The organism is Mangrovibacter sp. MFB070 (genome assembly GCF_000705335.1).
GTDB classification, from domain to species: Bacteria; Pseudomonadota; Gammaproteobacteria; order Enterobacterales; family Enterobacteriaceae; genus Mangrovibacter; species Mangrovibacter plantisponsor.
The window spans coordinates 1-16312 of sequence record NZ_JJMI01000002.1 but is presented as its reverse complement, the minus strand read 5'-3'; the positions used below and the strand labels follow the sequence as shown (position 1 = coordinate 16312).

Genomic DNA, 16312 nt, shown 5'->3' with positions numbered 1-16312 from the left:
TAACAGGAGACGCATATGGCGTTTGATGATTTGCGCAGCTTTTTACGTGCGCTGGATGAACAAGGGCAGTTACTGAAAATTGAAGAACAGGTGATGCCAGAGCCGGACATTGCTGCGGCAGCTAACGCAACCGGGCGTATTGGTGAAAGTGCCCCGGCACTGTGGTTTGATAACATTGCCGGCTTTACGGATGCCCGGGTAGTTATGAATACTATTGGCTCCTGGCAGAACCATGCTATTTCCATTGGTATGCCGCCAAACACCCCGCTCAAACAACAGGTGGATGAATTTATTCGCCGCTGGGACACATTCCCGGTGGCACCTGAACGCCGTGATAACCCGCCCTGGGCTGAAAACAGCGTAGACGGAGAAGACATCAATCTGTTTGATATTCTGCCTTTATTTCGCCTGAATGACGGTGATGGCGGGTTCTATCTGGATAAAGCCTGTGTTGTCTCGCGCGACCCACAGGACCCGGAACACTTCGGCAAACAAAACGTCGGTATTTACCGAATGGAAGTGAAAGGCAAGCGTAAGCTGGGCCTGCAACCGGTACCGATGCATGATATTGCCCTGCATTTACATAAAGCCGAAGAGCGTGGTGAAGACCTGCCCATTGCTATTACTCTGGGTAACGACCCGGTGATTACCCTGATGGGCGCAACGCCACTTAAATATGACCAGTCTGAATATGAAATGGCTGGCGCATTGCGTGAGTCGCCATACCCAATCGCCACTGCACCACTGACAGGTTTTGATGTGCCCTGGGGATCAGAAGTGATTCTGGAAGGTGTAATTGAAGGGCGCAAACGGGAAATCGAAGGACCGTTTGGTGAGTTTACCGGCCACTATTCCGGTGGGCGCAACATGACTGTCGTGCGCATCGATAAAGTCTCTTACCGCACCAAACCGATTTTTGAATCCCTCTACCTGGGGATGCCATGGACCGAAATTGACTACCTGATTGGCCCGGCAACCTGCGTGCCGCTGTACCAGCAACTGAAAGCAGAGTTCCCGGAAGTGCAGGCGGTTAACGCCATGTACACCCATGGTTTGCTCGCCATTATCTCTACCAAAAAACGGTATGGCGGGTTTGCCAGAGCGGTTGGCCTGCGGGCAATGACAACCCCACATGGGCTGGGTTACGTAAAAATGGTGATTATGGTGGACGAAGACGTTGATCCGTTCGATCTGCCACAGGTGATGTGGGCGCTTTCATCCAAAGTGAATGCCGCAGGCGATTTGGTGCAATTGCCGAATATGTCGGTACTGGAACTGGACCCGGGCTCAAGCCCTGCCGGGATCACCGACAAGCTGATCATTGATGCCACCACACCCGTTGCGCCGGATAACCGCGGCCACTACAGCCAGCCGGTCAAAGATTTACCAGAAACGGCACTGTGGGTTGAAAAACTGACAGCCATGCTGGCTAACCGGAAATAAGGAGAAGAGCTATGATTTGCCCACGTTGTGCTGATGAACATATTGAAGTGTTGGCAACATCGCCGGTAGCCGGTGTCTGGACAGTTCACCAGTGCCAGCATTGCCTGTACACCTGGCGGGATACAGAACCGCTGCGCCGCACCAGCCGGGAACATTATCCTGAAGCGTTTATGATGACCCAGGCCGATATAGATAATGCGCCACAGGTACCCACCATTCCGCCTTTGTTGCCGGAAGACCAGCGTTAATTACCTGGCCTGAGCTGTAATGTAAAACGCCCCGTCCGGGGCGTTTTTAACAGCGTTAAACCAGTGACTTCAGCCGGTAGATCCACTCCAGCGCCTGGCGTGGAGTCAGGCTGTCCGGGTCGAGATTTTCCAGCGCTTCAACTGCCGGGCTGAGTTCTTCTGAGGCAACCAGCAAAGACATCTGCGTGCCGTCGACCTGGCTCGCTGCAGCATTGCCCGACAAGCTTTCCAGTTCACGCAGCTTCTGGCGTGCGCGTTTAATCACATCTTTCGGTACGCCAGCCAGTGCCGCAACCGCCAGCCCGTAGCTCTTGCTCGCCGCACCATCCTGCACGCTGTGCATAAATGCGATGGTATCACCGTGCTCCAGTGCATCCAGGTGCACGTTGGCAACCCCTTCCATTTTCTCTGGCAGTGTTGTCAGCTCAAAATAGTGGGTGGCGAACAGTGTCAGCGCTTTAATGCGGTTGGCAAGGTTTTCGGCACAGGCCCAGGCCAGAGAAAGGCCATCGTAAGTTGAAGTACCCCGGCCAATTTCATCCATCAATACCAGGCTTTGCGCAGTGGCGTTATGCAAAATATTGGCGGTTTCCGTCATCTCAACCATAAAAGTAGAACGCCCGGAAGCCAGGTCATCCGCCGCACCAACACGCGTGAAAATACGGTCGACCGGGCCAATTTCTGCGCTTTCTGCAGGCACAAAGCTGCCAATATAAGCCATCAGCACAATCAGAGCGGCCTGGCGCATATAGGTACTTTTACCGCCCATGTTCGGGCCAGTAATAATCAGCATCCGCCGTTGCGGCGACAGGTTTAGCGGGTTGGCAATAAACGGGGCACTTAATACTTGTTCCACCACCGGGTGGCGGCCGCCCTGTATTGCAATACCGGGTTTATCGGTAAGTGTCGGGCAGACATAGTTATAACGCAGGGCGCGTTCAGCGAGGTTTGCCAGCACATCCAGTTCCGCCAACGCTGCGGCACTGTTTTGCAGCGCTTCAAGGTGTGGCAGCAACTTGTCGAACAGTTCATCATAGAGCTGTTTTTCCAGTGCCAGTGCTTTTCCTTTAGAGGTGAGGACTTTGTCTTCGTACTCTTTCAGTTCAGGAATAATATAGCGCTCGGCGTTTTTCAGGGTCTGGCGGCGCACATAGTTAATTGGCACCATATGGCTCTGCCCACGGCTTACCTGAATATAGTAGCCATGCACAGCATTAAACCCGACTTTCAGGGTATCGATACCCAGTTTTTCCCGCTCGCGGATTTCCAGTTTGTCGAGGTAATCCGTTGCGCCATCTGCCAGTGCGCGCCATTCATCCAGCTCTTCATGGTAACCTGGTGCAATCACGCCTCCGTCACGCACCAGCACTGGCGGGCTTTCGATAATGGCGTGCTCCAGTAATTCGCGCAGCTCGCTAAATTCGCCACTGGTTTCACACAGGCTCTGAACGGCAGGCGCATCCACTTCCGCCAGCACATCGCGCAGTAGTGGCAGTTGCTGGAAAGCATGGCGCATTCTTGCCAGGTCGCGCGGGCGGGCAGTGCGCAGAGCAAGGCGGGCGAGAATACGCTCCAGGTCACCTACTTGGCGCAAAATGGGCTGCAGCTCGCTGGTTAAATCCTGTAATGCACTGATAGCCTGTTGGCGGCGGCTCAGCACACTGGTATCGCGTACCGGCATATGCAGCCAGCGTTTCAACATGCGGCTGCCCATTGGCGTAACCGTGCCATCCAGCACGGCGGCAACCGTGTTGTCGGTTCCACCTGCCAGGTTGAGGGTGATTTCCAGGTTACGGCGCGTGGCGGCATCCATGATAATGCCATCCTGCTGGCGTTCCATGGTAATGCCACGGATGTGGGGCAGTGCAGTGCGCTGGGTGTCTTTCACATACTGCAACAGGCACCCTGCGGCACACAGGCCACGGTGTGCCTGTTCCACGCCAAAGCCAGTTAAATCGCGGGTGCCAAATTGCAGGTTCAGTTGCTGGCGAGCGGTATCAATTTCAAATTCCCATAACGGGCGGCGGCGCAACCCCCGGCGGTGTTCAACCAGGCGCATATCGGCAAAATCTTCGGCATAGAGTAATTCTGCCGGATTGGTGCGCTGCAGTTCAGCCGCCATATCTTCGGCGTCTTCCGGTTCAGAAAGGCGAAACCGGCCAGAGCTGATATCCAGCGTGGCGTAGCCAAAACCTTTGCTGTCCTGCCAGATAGCCGCCAGCAGGTTATCCTGCCGCTCTTGCAGTAAGGCTTCATCACTGATGGTTCCTGGCGTGACGATACGCACCACTTTGCGCTCCACCGGGCCTTTGGTGGTTGCCGGGTCGCCAATTTGTTCACAAATAGCGACGGATTCCCCAAGGTTCACCAGCTTTGCCAGGTAGTTTTCGACCGCATGATGCGGCACTCCCGCCATGGGGATTGGTTCCCCCGCGGAAGCACCGCGTTTGGTCAGGGAAATATCCAGTAACTGGGAAGCCCGTTTTGCGTCGTCGTAAAACAACTCGTAAAAATCGCCCATCCGGTAAAACAGTAAGATCTCCGGATGCTGTGCCTTCAGGCGCAGGTACTGCTGCATCATTGGGGTGTGGGCGTCGAAATTTTCTAGTGTACTCATCAGTTTATGATGTCCATTTTCTTAAATTTTAATGAGTTAGTGATGTTTTTTGTTCTCATTGAATTTCACTTTGTCTCATTGGATCTCATGAAATCCTACATTTAAATGTAGGTTAAAGTGTAGCTTGCCAACCTATAGCCTGGTAAAATATGGCTACTTACAGCACAACCTACATTTCGTTTCATAAATGCGTAGGGAGCATGATAACGGAGTCTTTATGGCAGGAAAACAAGAGGCAAAGCCACTGTCGTTTAAAGCGATAGAAATGATGAAGCCAGGTGACAAAGATAAAGCCGATATTGGCGAAAATCGAGGCTTACGAGTTACGTGTGGAGCTACAGGCGTTAAATCCTTCTTCTATCGTTACACCAGCCCTCTGACGGGCAAACTTGCTCAGGTCAAAATTGGCAATTTTCCGCAGACTCCTCTCGCCGCTGCCCGTCTCAAACTCAACGAATTAAAGCTCCTCCGTCAGGAAGGCCGGTGTCCTGCGACTGAACTCAAGCAAGAAAAGCTCCAGCGTGCGATTGAAGCTGAACAGGTTAAGACTCCTGAATTGACTGTACAGGGATTAGTTGAACTGTATCTTACCGAGCGTATTGAGGATCGTAAAACGAAGGATGGGAAGATCATTCCCGGTGCTCGAAAGCCGAAAGGGCAGGCCGAGGTCCGTCGTACTCTCTATGGTGATGCCGTTAAAAGCTTAGGAACACGAAATGCTGCTGAGATTACGCGCCAGGATGTCATCAATTTAATAAATGGTGTTGTAGCCCGAGGTGCGACCGTACAGGCGGGTAATGTTCTGAGGGAGCTTTCACTCGCTTATGAGTTTGCAATTGGCCTTGGACGTTTTGATGATAGTTTTGCGAATCCGGCGCTATTAGCAAAATCCAGCTTACGACAGACCCGAATCAAACTTACCAATGGCCGTGGGACGCGTGTGCTGAGTGATGAAGAGTTGGCAAAATTCCTCAAATGGTTACCGGGTTCGTCGTATACACCAACAATAAAAAATGTGCTGCGTATGACACTCTGGACGGGATGCCGTACCGGGGAGGTCTGCAATATGGCATGGAAGGATGTTGATCTCGTTAAAGGTACAATCCACCTGCTTGAGACTAAAACAGGCATTGAACGCTATGTTCAGTTGTCTACACAGGCTGTTGAGTTCCTGAAAGTGCTACGCCTCACCTCCGATAAATATTTATTCCCTTCACAGGCAACGAAGAAGCCAATCCAGCAGAAGTACCTAACTGAAAACTCATGGCGTTTACGTGAAAGCGGTCAAATGCTTGATATACCTCACTGGACGCCACATGACTTGCGCAGGACTGTACGTACAGGGCTTTCGCGTTTGCAGTGCCCTAATGAGGTGGCGGAAGCTGTGTTGGGGCATACTCGTGGTGGTGTTGAGGGTATTTATAATCTGTATACCTATGATGCAGAGTGTAAGACGTGGCTGCAGGCATGGGCGGATTACTTAGATCGTCTGTATTAACTTAATTGCTAGATAAGGTTATGGATTATCAGACGAAGAAGCGAAGTGCTAATTCTTCCCGTGTATAACAGAGTGTTGGCAGGGAGCTGGTGAACCGATACGCAAACAAATTACTGCTTGATATTTTAATATCTCTAATCTCGCTTCATTATAGGTTAATTCACAATTAATTACTTTATTTTTGATTTTATGATCAATTAATAAATTTCTTAACTGCTTGGATCTTTACCTGATAAGCTAAGCTAGCCTCGGCCTTAGCGTAGGATTTTAATCGTCTCTCACGTATAGTGCTTTTATTGTTCATTTGAACAATCTCAATTTATTAATTTAACATAGAGTGAAACTTTGATGCTAATGGAATTAATGGCGCAGATATATAACATATCGCGCCATTCTAATTATATAGAGTATTTGTTTTTTCGTAACGAAAATGCTGGGATAGTTCCTTCTAGGACATCAATGATACTATCTTTTATTATTTCATCCTCGATCCCGCCAGCCTCCAATGAGAATGTATTCCCATTTTCCTTATCTAATTTTACTTTTATTATTTGTTCGGAATCTGATACCACAGCTAAGTTGGGATTGTGTGTAACAATTATGATTTGTCTTTTCTTTTTTGCTTCTTTTATAAAGGGTACTAGTAATGTGGCTACACTATTATTATCAAGGTTGTCCTCAGGTTGGTCTATTATTAATGGGATATCTTCTTTATCAAGAACTAAATAAAATACTAGTAGTAATGCTCCTTTTTCTCCTGGAGAAAGTTGTTCCAGATTTTTCCCATTGTGTCTCAAATCATAATGAGGATTTATATATTCAAGTGAAAATAGAAGGTTGTAGATATCCTCTCTGTTTTTAACGATATCTCCGATATAAGTTTCCTGATTGCTTCCTGGTGTTCGCCTGTCATTTTCAAGATAATCTATAACGTTTTCTAAGAAAGTTTTAATGCTAGCTCTTTCATCCCAGTTTGTGATGGAAAGTAGTTCTTGAGTTAATATTTTATTACCATCATCAGTACCATAAAAAGATCCAATTCTATTTTGCCTAACATTTTTCAAAATTAATTGAGATAAATCATGAGGTACATGAAATGCGCTGGCAATTGTCAAGCCTGAGAAATTTGAATAAGTAAGTTTTGTATCTATTTCAGTTTTTATCTCATCATAGATATTCTTTACCTCGGTCATTTTATCATATATTTCCAAGGTTAACTCTATGCGCTCGTTTCTAAGTTTAGATAATTTTGATTTTGCTTCATTATTAATGTATTTTTGTTTTTCTAATATATGGTTTAGGCTATCTGGTTTTTCACTATCTCCATAAAGTTCATCTAGTTTATCCTGCCATTCTTTTGATTCTCTTAAGTATTTTTCATAATTTTTTTGCTCATCTCCTAGGGAAGACGTTATTTCGTCTATCTCAAATTGTTTTTTTGCTCTTTTAGATTCAATATTTAGATCTTCGTATGGTTTTATTTTGTAATCTTCGTCAAGAGTCATTGTTTTTGTAATTTCAATAATGGCAAGACGTTTCTCATTAATTTTATCTTCAAGTAATGATTCATTAAAGTTAAATTTTATTATATCGTTTATATTTATATCAACTTTATTTGTTATCTCAGAACCATCATGAATAATCTCTTCTAATTCTTTTATCTTTGATTTCAAAGAGTTCATCAATCCACTCAACTCTTCTATAACAATTGAGGAGTCTGAACTTATTGAGTTTAATTCTTTTATCTCTTTATCAATTTTCTCTTTTTCATCTTTTAAAGAAACTAATGCTTCATTTTTTTTCGTATGATCAGCATTCCCATTTAATGCAGGGTTTGGTACATCACTTGGTTTAAGTGTATTGTGTGAAGCTATTTCATCGCGCTTAATTTTTTCTTTGCTAGCCAAATTTTTAATGTTAGTAGGATCTAATATATTTTCTAAGGAAATAATTTCAGAGTTTTTTTCTTCAATCTTATTTCTTAATCTATTTATGTCATGAGACACTGTGTCTTTTTTGAATTCAATTAAATCCTCAAAATTTTCTTTATTTAATTTGCTATGGATTGGTATGTATTGAAAGACGACCTTTTCAATTTCTTTACGGAAGGACTCAACTTTTCCAATTTCATTACATACCTTTTCGAAATAGCTTTGTGGCAAATATCTTACAAGCCTCTCTTGCGTGTCATCAACTTGTTCAAAAAGCGTTTTTAGTTCAGTTCTTTTTCCACTCGCAAACTCAACTTGCGCCTGAAATCTATCCGCAAGACCTTTTTTTTGAAATTTGTTTTTGTTAAGAAATATATAATCTAATGAGTGTTCAGCATCTGCGCATAATGCTATTATGTCAGATATAGCACTTTTGCCATTTCCTTTGTGTCCAATGATTGATATTAACTCATTATTCAATGGTATTTCAATATTTTCGAACCAAATATTATCTTTATCATAGTTACCGATGCGATTTATAATTAGTTTATTGATGTACTTGGTCTTGTTGTTTTTTGTTCGTGAAATTACTGCAGGCTCTGCACCAATGTAAAAACGTTCATCTGGTTCATTTAATGCATATTTAAGACCTGAAAAATTAGGTTTTCCTTTTATCCAAAGCTTCTGTTTCCTACTATATTTTTTTACATTGTGGTTATCTGAGCATATTATTAAAGGTGCTTTTTTACCTAATGCCGGAAATACATGATTTATATATCCATCGCGATCTTCTTCTTTACCAAGTTCAAATATATCAATAACTTTAAAAATATCTTTTTTCTGAGCTATATTGTGTGGTAGAGAGTTTGTTATGTTTTCAATTGTCCCGCTCTTACCACCTGCATGGATAGTTGTAATTCCGCCTAATTCTCTTACCAGTTTTGCTGTTTGAATGATAGGACAATAGACCTCGTTAAATTTGAGCATCTCTAGGTCTATTCTATGTAATTCAGATTTGTTTTTCAATTGGCCCCAAATATAGTCTATATCAGATGTCTCAGAGAATATCCCAATGAAATGAATGGGGTCTTTCCCTCTTGAATCAGATAAGAATTCAATTCCTGGAAGTACAGTAATATTATAATCTTTAGCAATTTCAGTTAGTTCTTTATATCTGTTTACATCAATGATATGATGGTCGGTTATGGCAAAAACAGATATTCCATTTTTATGCATGTACTCAATGATTTCATGATTTGTAATGCTTTTATCCCCATAATCATATGAGGATGGCGTGTGAAAATGTAAGTCCCATTCTGTCCATTCTGAACCTAAAGTAATCATTTCTGACTCCATATTAGATAACGGTTTTTAGTAAAATGACATGACCGGGTTGTTTTTAAGTTGTTTATAACAAAGAAAATTTTCTCGTTTTCGTCAAATTTATTTTGTGTAAGTTACTTGGCTAAATTTTCTGCTTTTGGATGATAGTACTGACCTGCTCCCCGGTGATCTTCGTCAGCTCATGCATAGGAAATATCTCAGTAAGCCGTAATGCCGCTTCATGCCCCAAATCGTGGAATCTGAGATCTTTGAGAAAATCATCTTTCGGAAAGGTCTTGCAGTCAATCCACTTTTTTTCATAATGTCATCTGGCTCTCTTGGCACTACTATCAAAGGCTTTAGTGATTGCATCGGTTCTCATTTAGAAAACTCTATCATTCGGCTTTGTGGCCTGATTTTGTATGGAACGAAGCAAAAGGATGGTTTTTGAGGAAAGGTGAACATCGCGTAAATTGCCATTTTCGGTATCTGGTAAATGTACAACTCGCCTATCAAGATCGATAAAGCGCGATTGTAGTCCTGCAATTTCGCTACGGCGCATAGTTGTTTCTAACGCCAGAAGAATGATTGCTGGTAATACTGATGAATTCGTTGCCGCAATGCGCAGGTCGTAGGTTCTACTCCTATTATTGCACCACTTGCTTTTATCTTATTGATTTAATTGTAATTAAATTTATTCAGCGTGAATTCGCGTAGCCTCTCCTACATAGAGGTCACAAGCTGGAAAGTCGATCTCACATCTGGTACTTACAGACGGGTGCAGGAACTTTATAAAATTCTCCCCTTATTTGCTTAAAGCAATCCGACTAAGCTGGTCGCTATTCAAAACGCAGAACCGATGAAGAATCAATAAGGAACGGATCATGGCTACACAGACTTTTACGGAATTACAGATAAAGTATATGCTTGAGCAGATGGGGCTTACTTTTGACGAAAACGGCTTGAAAACCCTATTGCAGCATAAAGACACTCTTTTACAGCGCAGCGTACTGGGCGGGCGCGTCATTGGTGGCGGTGTAACCTTGCAAACGCAAGAGTATATCTACCATCGTTATCTGTCCGATGAGCAAAAGCGTGTGATCTACGGCAGTGGCTATGAAATCGGTAGCTCACAACCTATTCCTGATACCAGCGAGAAAGCGTTTCATGTCTACCTTGCACAAACTTATGGAGGTGCTGATGTCGCCGATCTGGTGAAACAGATAAAGAAGAACATCGCTGTACTGACCGGTATTCCTTTTAAGGTTTTCCTTGAGAAAGACCGTAATCTGGCGTTTAAGGTGGTCACACTTTTCTACCGTATTTGCCGGGTTTACCGTCCGCAGATCTTCCGTTTGCTGAAAGTAGAAAGTACCGATAAAGCGAATTTTGAATTCAGATCCGCATTCCCACAGCAGCATGAGCAAAGTGAGGAAAACTCTGCTGTACTGGCGGAAATACTGAGCCATTTGACCTTTTCAATGCCGAAGACATACGCAGAACAGGCATGGCGCATTTTGAGTAATCTCACACTTACATGTGAAAAGATGGCTGTTTATGTAAAAAGTGAAATTGAGGGTGAACGGCATGACCCCGACCATTATTCACGTAATAACATTAACGCAGCCCTAGGAATGATACTGGAAAAACAAGCAATTGAACCCGCCTATGACCGTCTCGATTTTTTGCTCTATGCTTCGCTGGCGCTGCAGGAATATTCAGAACGGAAAAATTCGAACCATCTTGTTATGCAAGCCGTTTATAAAAACCCGCTACAGTTGAGAACATTGCGTTGTGCAAAGGTGCCTTCGTTTTCTGATAAAGATGTTCTCACTTTCCTTACCGGAAAACCTGTCACCCGCGTTAAACCTTCGCTGGAGAAGCAGGCTGGTTTTGTCGAAAGGATAGTTCTCCATTACGCTCGCGATCTCACAGGGCCTTTGCCCACAATGAATAAGCAGATAATCAAAGCACTGATCCTGCATGACGAAAAGTTAGGTGTTCGTATTCCATCGGTGATAACTGGAACGGGAAATGTTCAGCAATCAGTAACTTCTATTTTGAAAGATGCAGAGCGGTATGCCAGAACCGATCCTGAAGGCAACTATCCTGATCTGCGGCGTTATCCTGAGGCGTTATTACTTTATTGGGATATGCGTTATCACATGGCAGTGGAAGCACTATTGTCAAAGCAGGTCGATGATGGTTTCCAGAAAATGTTGTCCATCGCGGAGTGGGAATTGCGGGTTGATACCCAACTGATTGAATATCTGAGATTTAGCGGTATTGTAACCTATCAGTCTTTACCGGGGATAGTGGAAAAGTTTATGCACCAACTCGGCTATAAACCGGGCAAAGTGACTATTTTTACTGACTAAGCTGGCATAACGCCGATGAGGAGTTTACGTATGGCTAATCTTGAGGAAGTGACCGTCAAGGCAATACTGACCGACAAGATAAAACAACAGATTGATGATGGTTCGCTGAAAATAGATGGACTGCAATTACGTGATTCTCGTGGTAAGTTTACCACGCCGCTGGACACTCTTATGGTTAAAGAAGACCAAAAATATTCTCCAGCGCTGATGGTACAATTCCAGAATGAGTTCTTGGTGACGTTGTCGGTCATCAATCGAGATATACGCGCAGGGTTTCGTGAGCAAAGTGACAAATTATCTCGCATTGAGCGCAAACTGGACCAATTGATAAAAAATGAGATGGACAAGCTCAATGCAGAAGTGAACTTTTTTTTCTCCGAGGTCGCAGATCTTGATAAGCATGACTCTGGGCGGGCAGAGCGACTGTTATTCGATGGCAGTAAAACAGCTGCCTTGCTTGCTCAAAAACTAGGACAGTTCATGGATGAATATGTTGATAGCATGGCGCTCCGGAACCAGTATAATGACAGTGATGCTTTGACCTATGGTGAATCAAAGGAGAGGGAAACGGCTAAGCACAACAGGTACACCAGTGACATTGCGGTATACCCTTGTTTTAAAGGCTCCACCGCAGAGGTTTATACTCAGGCTTTCCTGGAGATGCTCAATAGTTTGAACATCCTGAGCTGGATCCATCGAGATCGCAATCTGCCAGATTATTTGATTAATCTGGAAACGCTAAAAAACAAGTTGGTGGGATTACTGAAAGCGCTTGCCGTGGACGATTTGCAAAAACATTTCGGCAAAAAATATCCTGGTTTCCGAGACATGTGCTACCAGCTGTGTCCCGATTACCAGGATAATAATCGTCTCAAATATCGCGGCAACCCGGAGGCTGGTCGCTTGTCTATCTTTTTCAATGAGTTCTCATCTGATAAACTGGCGATAAGGGAAAGAATACAAGACAATTCCAGCGTGTATCAGGATGAGCATCTTCATAGTGCGATAACAGAAATTCTAAATATGCTGGAAAGTATTGATAACCTGAAAACACGTGCCTCGACATTGCCGGATACGACAGAAGAACGGAGTCAGGCTATTTCTGTATTGTCTGATAAATTTTACCTTGCTCACAAGGATCTGGGTAGCTCGAAACCGGATTCAATATGAAGTCTCCCGGACAGGTCTTTATTGTCAGTGGTGACGTCGCTTATCTTCCGTTTTCGCTCATGGCTTACTGAGGCTCTGTTCTCGATTTGGCACCGAAATAGTAGGTGTTTCAGAAGCGCTGTTGTTGGTTAACGCTTGTGGTTTTTAATGCTTTTTTGGTGAAAGACATCCAGCAATTTTTGATGGATGTCTCATTTTTTGTGCTATTGGTGATAGAGGCCATCCATAGAACCCACAGCATTCATACCACAGTAGCCATCGCATCCTTTTGTCGAGACATTCATTTTACCATTCTTGTCTTCACTGATAACGGCAACGCACTGACTGTTACTGTCATTCCAGCCCCAGCGGTGTTTCTGCCCTTTCCCGGCGGGGAGTGGCTGTGCAACACCTTCCAGATTACAGACCCCGGATGCATCACCATAGGATGAGTTGATACTGAACGCCGTATCTTCACCCTGATGTGTCAGGGAGAGAGGTAATTCGTGGTTAATTTGGAATCAGTATTGATTGAAATGGCCCGTCAGCAAGGCCATGAACTTAGCGGGCAGGATAAGCTCATCATCCGTACCCGCCTTAACAGCGCTCTGTCTGCTAAAGGACGATTTCGCCAGCGAATGAAGGCGAAGACATGTCAGTGGAGAAAACCAAACCTATCAAGGAAATACCAATATTGGTGAGCGTAATGGCATGCTGACTTTGTTATCGTTAATGCTGAAACTTTATCTACACAGCAAATGGAGAAACCTAAATGCCAACAATCAAAGCTAGAGCGCTTAAAGAATTGGATGGAATGAATACATCAACCTCTGCACCTCATGCGCAAGATGAAAGTACAGCAAAGGAAATGTTTAAATATCTGAAAGATCTTGGACATCCGCTTACTGGTAGTGAAATTATTGAATATGGTAAGGCAAAAGGATGGAACGGAGGGTTTATCAAGAAAATGGCCGGATGGGCTGATAAAGTTGCTTCTGGTGGCCGCGTTGTTGTGAAACATCCAGGGCAGCTCACTGATGAACTAAAAAAATATCTGAAAGGGTGAATATAAGGCCGCCATCGCGGCCTTTTTTATTGGTATTAATTGTGTATTGCAACGTGTATTGCAAGTCCTACTTTTTTATGAAGCAGCGCTTAAAAAATCCTTTCTGTTCAATGACCTCTTTTCAATCTATTGTATGATGATCCATGAAGCGATACTTGCAGGGTTTGCAATGATGCCTTGGGTCGAGCAGATCCAAAAGCACCAGCTATAAATCGGTAAGCTATTACATAGAGTGATCCTACCCTACCAGCTTATCAGCTGAATCTGCCACCAGTTTAACCATCATTTCTTCTCCCGTTCGTCCATAAGCGGAAGACAGTATCTTTTGACTCTTGCATGAATACCATTCATGAGCCCAAAATCGCATATATAGTCATTTTATGGACTAAACAGACTAAGGCTGACGAGATGGGTCTTAGAACAAAGGCGGGCAAAAAAGGGGGAACATTGTGGCAACCACAATTACTGAGATAACGGACTGCTTTGAGTACTTTTTCAGCTCTCTGTACCGGCGTGAGTTTGTCAAAACACTGCGTCTGAATGAATGTAGCGAGCGGGAACTACTGCCATTAGTACGTTGTTATTTGCTGGGTTGGTTTGCGGATAACATCTCACCAGAAGTCAAAAGCAAACTACCTGGAACTGTTACCGGGCATGGTTTCATTGATTTTGTGATTGACGATGTGGCTGTTGAGTTTGCGGTCCGTAAGCCAACAGCAGCTCGTTCCAATGTTTCGGCAACTGTTAACAGCACGGAAGTGAAGAAGCTGATGAAGCATGACGGCAAAGCCCTGCTTGTACTGTTTGACTTCTCTGACACGCCTTATTCAGAAGAACAGATCGAGTCTTTCCGTGACTGGCCCTCTTTAGGTCGGGGAAATCACCGTAAATCAGCTTTCAACGTAGTGTATTTCTTTGTGGAAAAACGCAGACCGCTGGCACTGGGGAAAATCACCAAAAACATTCGTATCGGCTAACAGGATATTTAATGATGAACAGAATAGTTACTGCATTGGGACTAACAGCCTTAGCCCTCCCGGCAATCGCAGCTCAATACGCTAAGCCTGATGCAGTTACTGATAAAGCAGGGGAACGGTAATGCGGAGTTTAGCATTAACGCATCAGCCAAAGAGGAGTCAGGGATCTGCAACATGGAAGGTACTGGACTGACCTTACGACAGCAGACATATTCTGTCCTCACGAGGAGGCCTGTTCAAAGGCCACCGGGCTGACGCCCTCGAGATGGCTGTGCCGCCTGGCACGGTTATTGATGACAGCTGATGGGTTTTAATTGCTCTCTGTTCCTCAATCGGGTTCAGTCCTGATAAGTAACAACGATGAAAATGAACAATAAATGGCTCAATACGAAAATTCGGGGTTTTGTCGGCTGTTTTATTCCCAAATGGCATATTACTGACACATAATTGCCTTAATTCATTCCTGGCGGCCAGCACATTTAATCGTCACTGATGGCAGTTTGCTGCAATTAATCAGTCGCGAGCCATCATTGATGGTAGCGCCCATCCATCGATCCTGTTGCAGACACACCGCAGTACCCGTCACAGCGTCTCGTTGTGATTTCCACCAGGCCGCTGCGTATTTCGCTGATCACAGCGACACACTCTGAGTTGTTATCACTCCAGACCCATCGACCTTTCTGACCGGACATGGGAGGAACTGTCCGGGCGATACCTTCCATGTTACATACCCCGGTTGTCTCACCATACGAAGAATTGATACTGAATGCCATGTTATGGCCGTCCGGTGTCAGGACAAGGCCGGCATTGGGTCTGGTGTATTCAGTTGCACTGGCGGATGTGGCAGTAAGTATGAGTGCGAGCAGCGCAGTTGTATTTTTCATGGTTCTGTCCTTACTGAGTCTGCGAGTGTTGATAAGCCCCGGCTTCAGCTTTGTGTTACCCGCAAAAGCACCGTGTGTGGACTGAGGGAGCCGGGGACTTTGGCACTGTCTTACTACGATTACAGCCCGAAGACGTTTATCACAAAATTTTTCCCGTCATCCGTATTCTGGATGTTGTAAGTAATCGGGATGGTGGTGCTTTTGCCCGACAGCGTTATTTGCAGGTCAGCACTGCACTGGTAAACATCGGGCGAAGACTGGTGCGAGGTGGTGAGTACGTTGAGAACCGACAGCTGTGCGTTGTCTGCACCTTTGGGCACCATGCCGGACATCTGGGAGTTTCTCATCTGTGCAAACTCTTTTGCCATCTGGCGTTGTGCAATGCTGACAACCAGGTTTTTGGCATCATCGCTGTTACATTTTGGGGTACTGTCATGACAGCCGGTAACTAACAGACTGGCTGCTACAAGGGCGGATGCCGTTATATGAATCACCTGCATGATAATCTCTTCTTTTATTCAGGCCGGTATTTTTCGGCCCGTTGATGAATATTCAGCGGTTAAGAAAATTACTGATATCAATAGCAAGGCCTGCCACATCAAAAATCAGGTTAAGCCTGACAAGCAGCAGTACGGCAATGGCCCAGCCTTTGTTTCCTTCCCGGATAATATTCCATGTGCCCCGCAGGGTCTGTATGCCCACATAAGCAGAATAAACACCACACAGAATATGAAGGTGTCCGGTGCTGACCATAAAATAAAAAATATTCAGAATTACAGTGACAGGAAACCAGTAATA

General features: G+C 44.8%; 14 protein-coding genes. 8 read left to right on the top strand and 6 right to left on the bottom strand.

What is annotated here, in order from left to right:
* The first annotated feature begins 15 nt into the window (after window positions 1-15).
* Complete coding sequence (locus DT73_RS00560; RefSeq protein ID WP_036102504.1) at window positions 16-1443, top strand: non-oxidative hydroxyarylic acid decarboxylases subunit C; 1428 nt, start codon at window positions 16-18, stop codon at window positions 1441-1443.
* Between the two features lie 11 nt (window positions 1444-1454).
* Window positions 1455-1691, top strand: coding sequence for a non-oxidative hydroxyarylic acid decarboxylases subunit D (locus DT73_RS00555; RefSeq protein ID WP_036102500.1), 237 nt, complete (start codon window positions 1455-1457; stop codon window positions 1689-1691).
* A gap of 55 nt (window positions 1692-1746) precedes the next feature.
* Here the strand turns inward: DT73_RS00555 and mutS are convergent, their stop codons facing one another.
* Window positions 1747-4308 (bottom strand): DNA mismatch repair protein MutS, encoded by a 2562-nt coding sequence (gene mutS / locus DT73_RS00550; protein WP_036102497.1) that lies wholly within the window; start codon window positions 4306-4308, stop codon window positions 1747-1749.
* Window positions 4309-4525: 217 nt separating this feature from the next.
* Here mutS and DT73_RS00545 point away from each other — a divergent pair, with 217 nt between their 5' ends.
* Entirely contained in the window at window positions 4526-5806 is a 1281-nt protein-coding gene (locus DT73_RS00545) for a site-specific integrase (RefSeq protein ID WP_036102494.1), read from the top strand.
* A gap of 398 nt (window positions 5807-6204) precedes the next feature.
* On the opposite strand, the gene DT73_RS00540 is transcribed toward DT73_RS00545, so the two are convergent.
* Together DT73_RS00540 and DT73_RS26615 are read right to left on the bottom strand one after the other, a co-directional pair.
* Window positions 6205-9081 carry a TrlF family AAA-like ATPase gene (locus tag DT73_RS00540; RefSeq protein ID WP_036102491.1) on the bottom strand — a complete coding sequence of 959 codons (2877 nt, stop codon included), beginning with the start codon at window positions 9079-9081 and terminating at the stop codon, window positions 6205-6207.
* 361 nt (window positions 9082-9442) lie between these two features.
* Complete coding sequence (locus DT73_RS26615) at window positions 9443-9622, bottom strand: hypothetical protein (RefSeq protein WP_235234352.1); 180 nt, start codon at window positions 9620-9622, stop codon at window positions 9443-9445.
* A gap of 322 nt (window positions 9623-9944) precedes the next feature.
* Between DT73_RS26615 and DT73_RS00535 the strand changes: the two genes are divergently transcribed.
* The 5 genes from DT73_RS00535 to DT73_RS00515 all read left to right on the top strand — a co-directional run bounded on the left by DT73_RS00535 (window position 9945) and on the right by DT73_RS00515 (window position 14630).
* A complete protein-coding gene (locus DT73_RS00535) occupies window positions 9945-11438 on the top strand; it encodes a hypothetical protein (RefSeq protein ID WP_036102488.1) in 1494 nt (497 codons plus the stop codon).
* Window positions 11439-11468: 30 nt separating this feature from the next.
* Entirely contained in the window at window positions 11469-12608 is a 1140-nt protein-coding gene (locus DT73_RS00530; RefSeq protein WP_036102486.1) for a hypothetical protein, read from the top strand.
* 515 nt (window positions 12609-13123) lie between these two features.
* Complete coding sequence (locus DT73_RS27005; RefSeq protein WP_369792543.1) at window positions 13124-13288, top strand: hypothetical protein; 165 nt, start codon at window positions 13124-13126, stop codon at window positions 13286-13288.
* Between the two features lie 71 nt (window positions 13289-13359).
* Window positions 13360-13653 carry a DUF1889 family protein gene (locus tag DT73_RS00520; RefSeq protein ID WP_036102481.1) on the top strand — a complete coding sequence of 98 codons (294 nt, stop codon included), beginning with the start codon at window positions 13360-13362 and terminating at the stop codon, window positions 13651-13653.
* 449 nt (window positions 13654-14102) lie between these two features.
* Window positions 14103-14630 carry a hypothetical protein gene (locus DT73_RS00515; protein WP_036102478.1) on the top strand — a complete coding sequence of 176 codons (528 nt, stop codon included), beginning with the start codon at window positions 14103-14105 and terminating at the stop codon, window positions 14628-14630.
* Window positions 14631-15157: 527 nt separating this feature from the next.
* On the opposite strand, the gene DT73_RS25265 is transcribed toward DT73_RS00515, so the two are convergent.
* The 3 genes from DT73_RS25265 to DT73_RS00500 all read right to left on the bottom strand — a co-directional run.
* Complete coding sequence (locus DT73_RS25265; protein ID WP_072006880.1) at window positions 15158-15514, bottom strand: hypothetical protein; 357 nt, start codon at window positions 15512-15514, stop codon at window positions 15158-15160.
* Between the two features lie 119 nt (window positions 15515-15633).
* A complete protein-coding gene (locus DT73_RS00505; RefSeq protein ID WP_036102469.1) occupies window positions 15634-16014 on the bottom strand; it encodes a hypothetical protein in 381 nt (126 codons plus the stop codon).
* A 52-nt stretch (window positions 16015-16066) separates the two neighbouring features.
* On the bottom strand, window positions 16067-16312 hold a 246-nt coding region (locus tag DT73_RS00500), incomplete at its 5' end, for a hypothetical protein (RefSeq protein WP_036102465.1).

Coding starts and splice junctions, on each gene's coding strand:
- DT73_RS00545 (WP_036102494.1), top strand. CDS start 4,526: ATGGCAGGAAAACAAGAGGCAAAGCCACTGTCGTTTAAAGCGATAGAA.
- DT73_RS27005 (WP_369792543.1), top strand. CDS start 13,124: ATGGCCCGTCAGCAAGGCCATGAACTTAGCGGGCAGGATAAGCTCATC.
- DT73_RS00535 (WP_036102488.1), top strand. CDS start 9,945: ATGGCTACACAGACTTTTACGGAATTACAGATAAAGTATATGCTTGAG.
- DT73_RS00540 (WP_036102491.1), bottom strand. CDS start 9,081: ATGATTACTTTAGGTTCAGAATGGACAGAATGGGACTTACATTTTCAC.
- DT73_RS26615 (WP_235234352.1), bottom strand. CDS start 9,622: ATGCGCCGTAGCGAAATTGCAGGACTACAATCGCGCTTTATCGATCTT.
- DT73_RS00520 (WP_036102481.1), top strand. CDS start 13,360: ATGCCAACAATCAAAGCTAGAGCGCTTAAAGAATTGGATGGAATGAAT.
- DT73_RS00555 (WP_036102500.1), top strand. CDS start 1,455: ATGATTTGCCCACGTTGTGCTGATGAACATATTGAAGTGTTGGCAACA.
- DT73_RS00530 (WP_036102486.1), top strand. CDS start 11,469: ATGGCTAATCTTGAGGAAGTGACCGTCAAGGCAATACTGACCGACAAG.
- DT73_RS25265 (WP_072006880.1), bottom strand. CDS start 15,514: ATGAAAAATACAACTGCGCTGCTCGCACTCATACTTACTGCCACATCC.
- DT73_RS00505 (WP_036102469.1), bottom strand. CDS start 16,014: ATGCAGGTGATTCATATAACGGCATCCGCCCTTGTAGCAGCCAGTCTG.
- DT73_RS00560 (WP_036102504.1), top strand. CDS start 16: ATGGCGTTTGATGATTTGCGCAGCTTTTTACGTGCGCTGGATGAACAA.
- mutS (WP_036102497.1), bottom strand. CDS start 4,308: ATGAGTACACTAGAAAATTTCGACGCCCACACCCCAATGATGCAGCAG.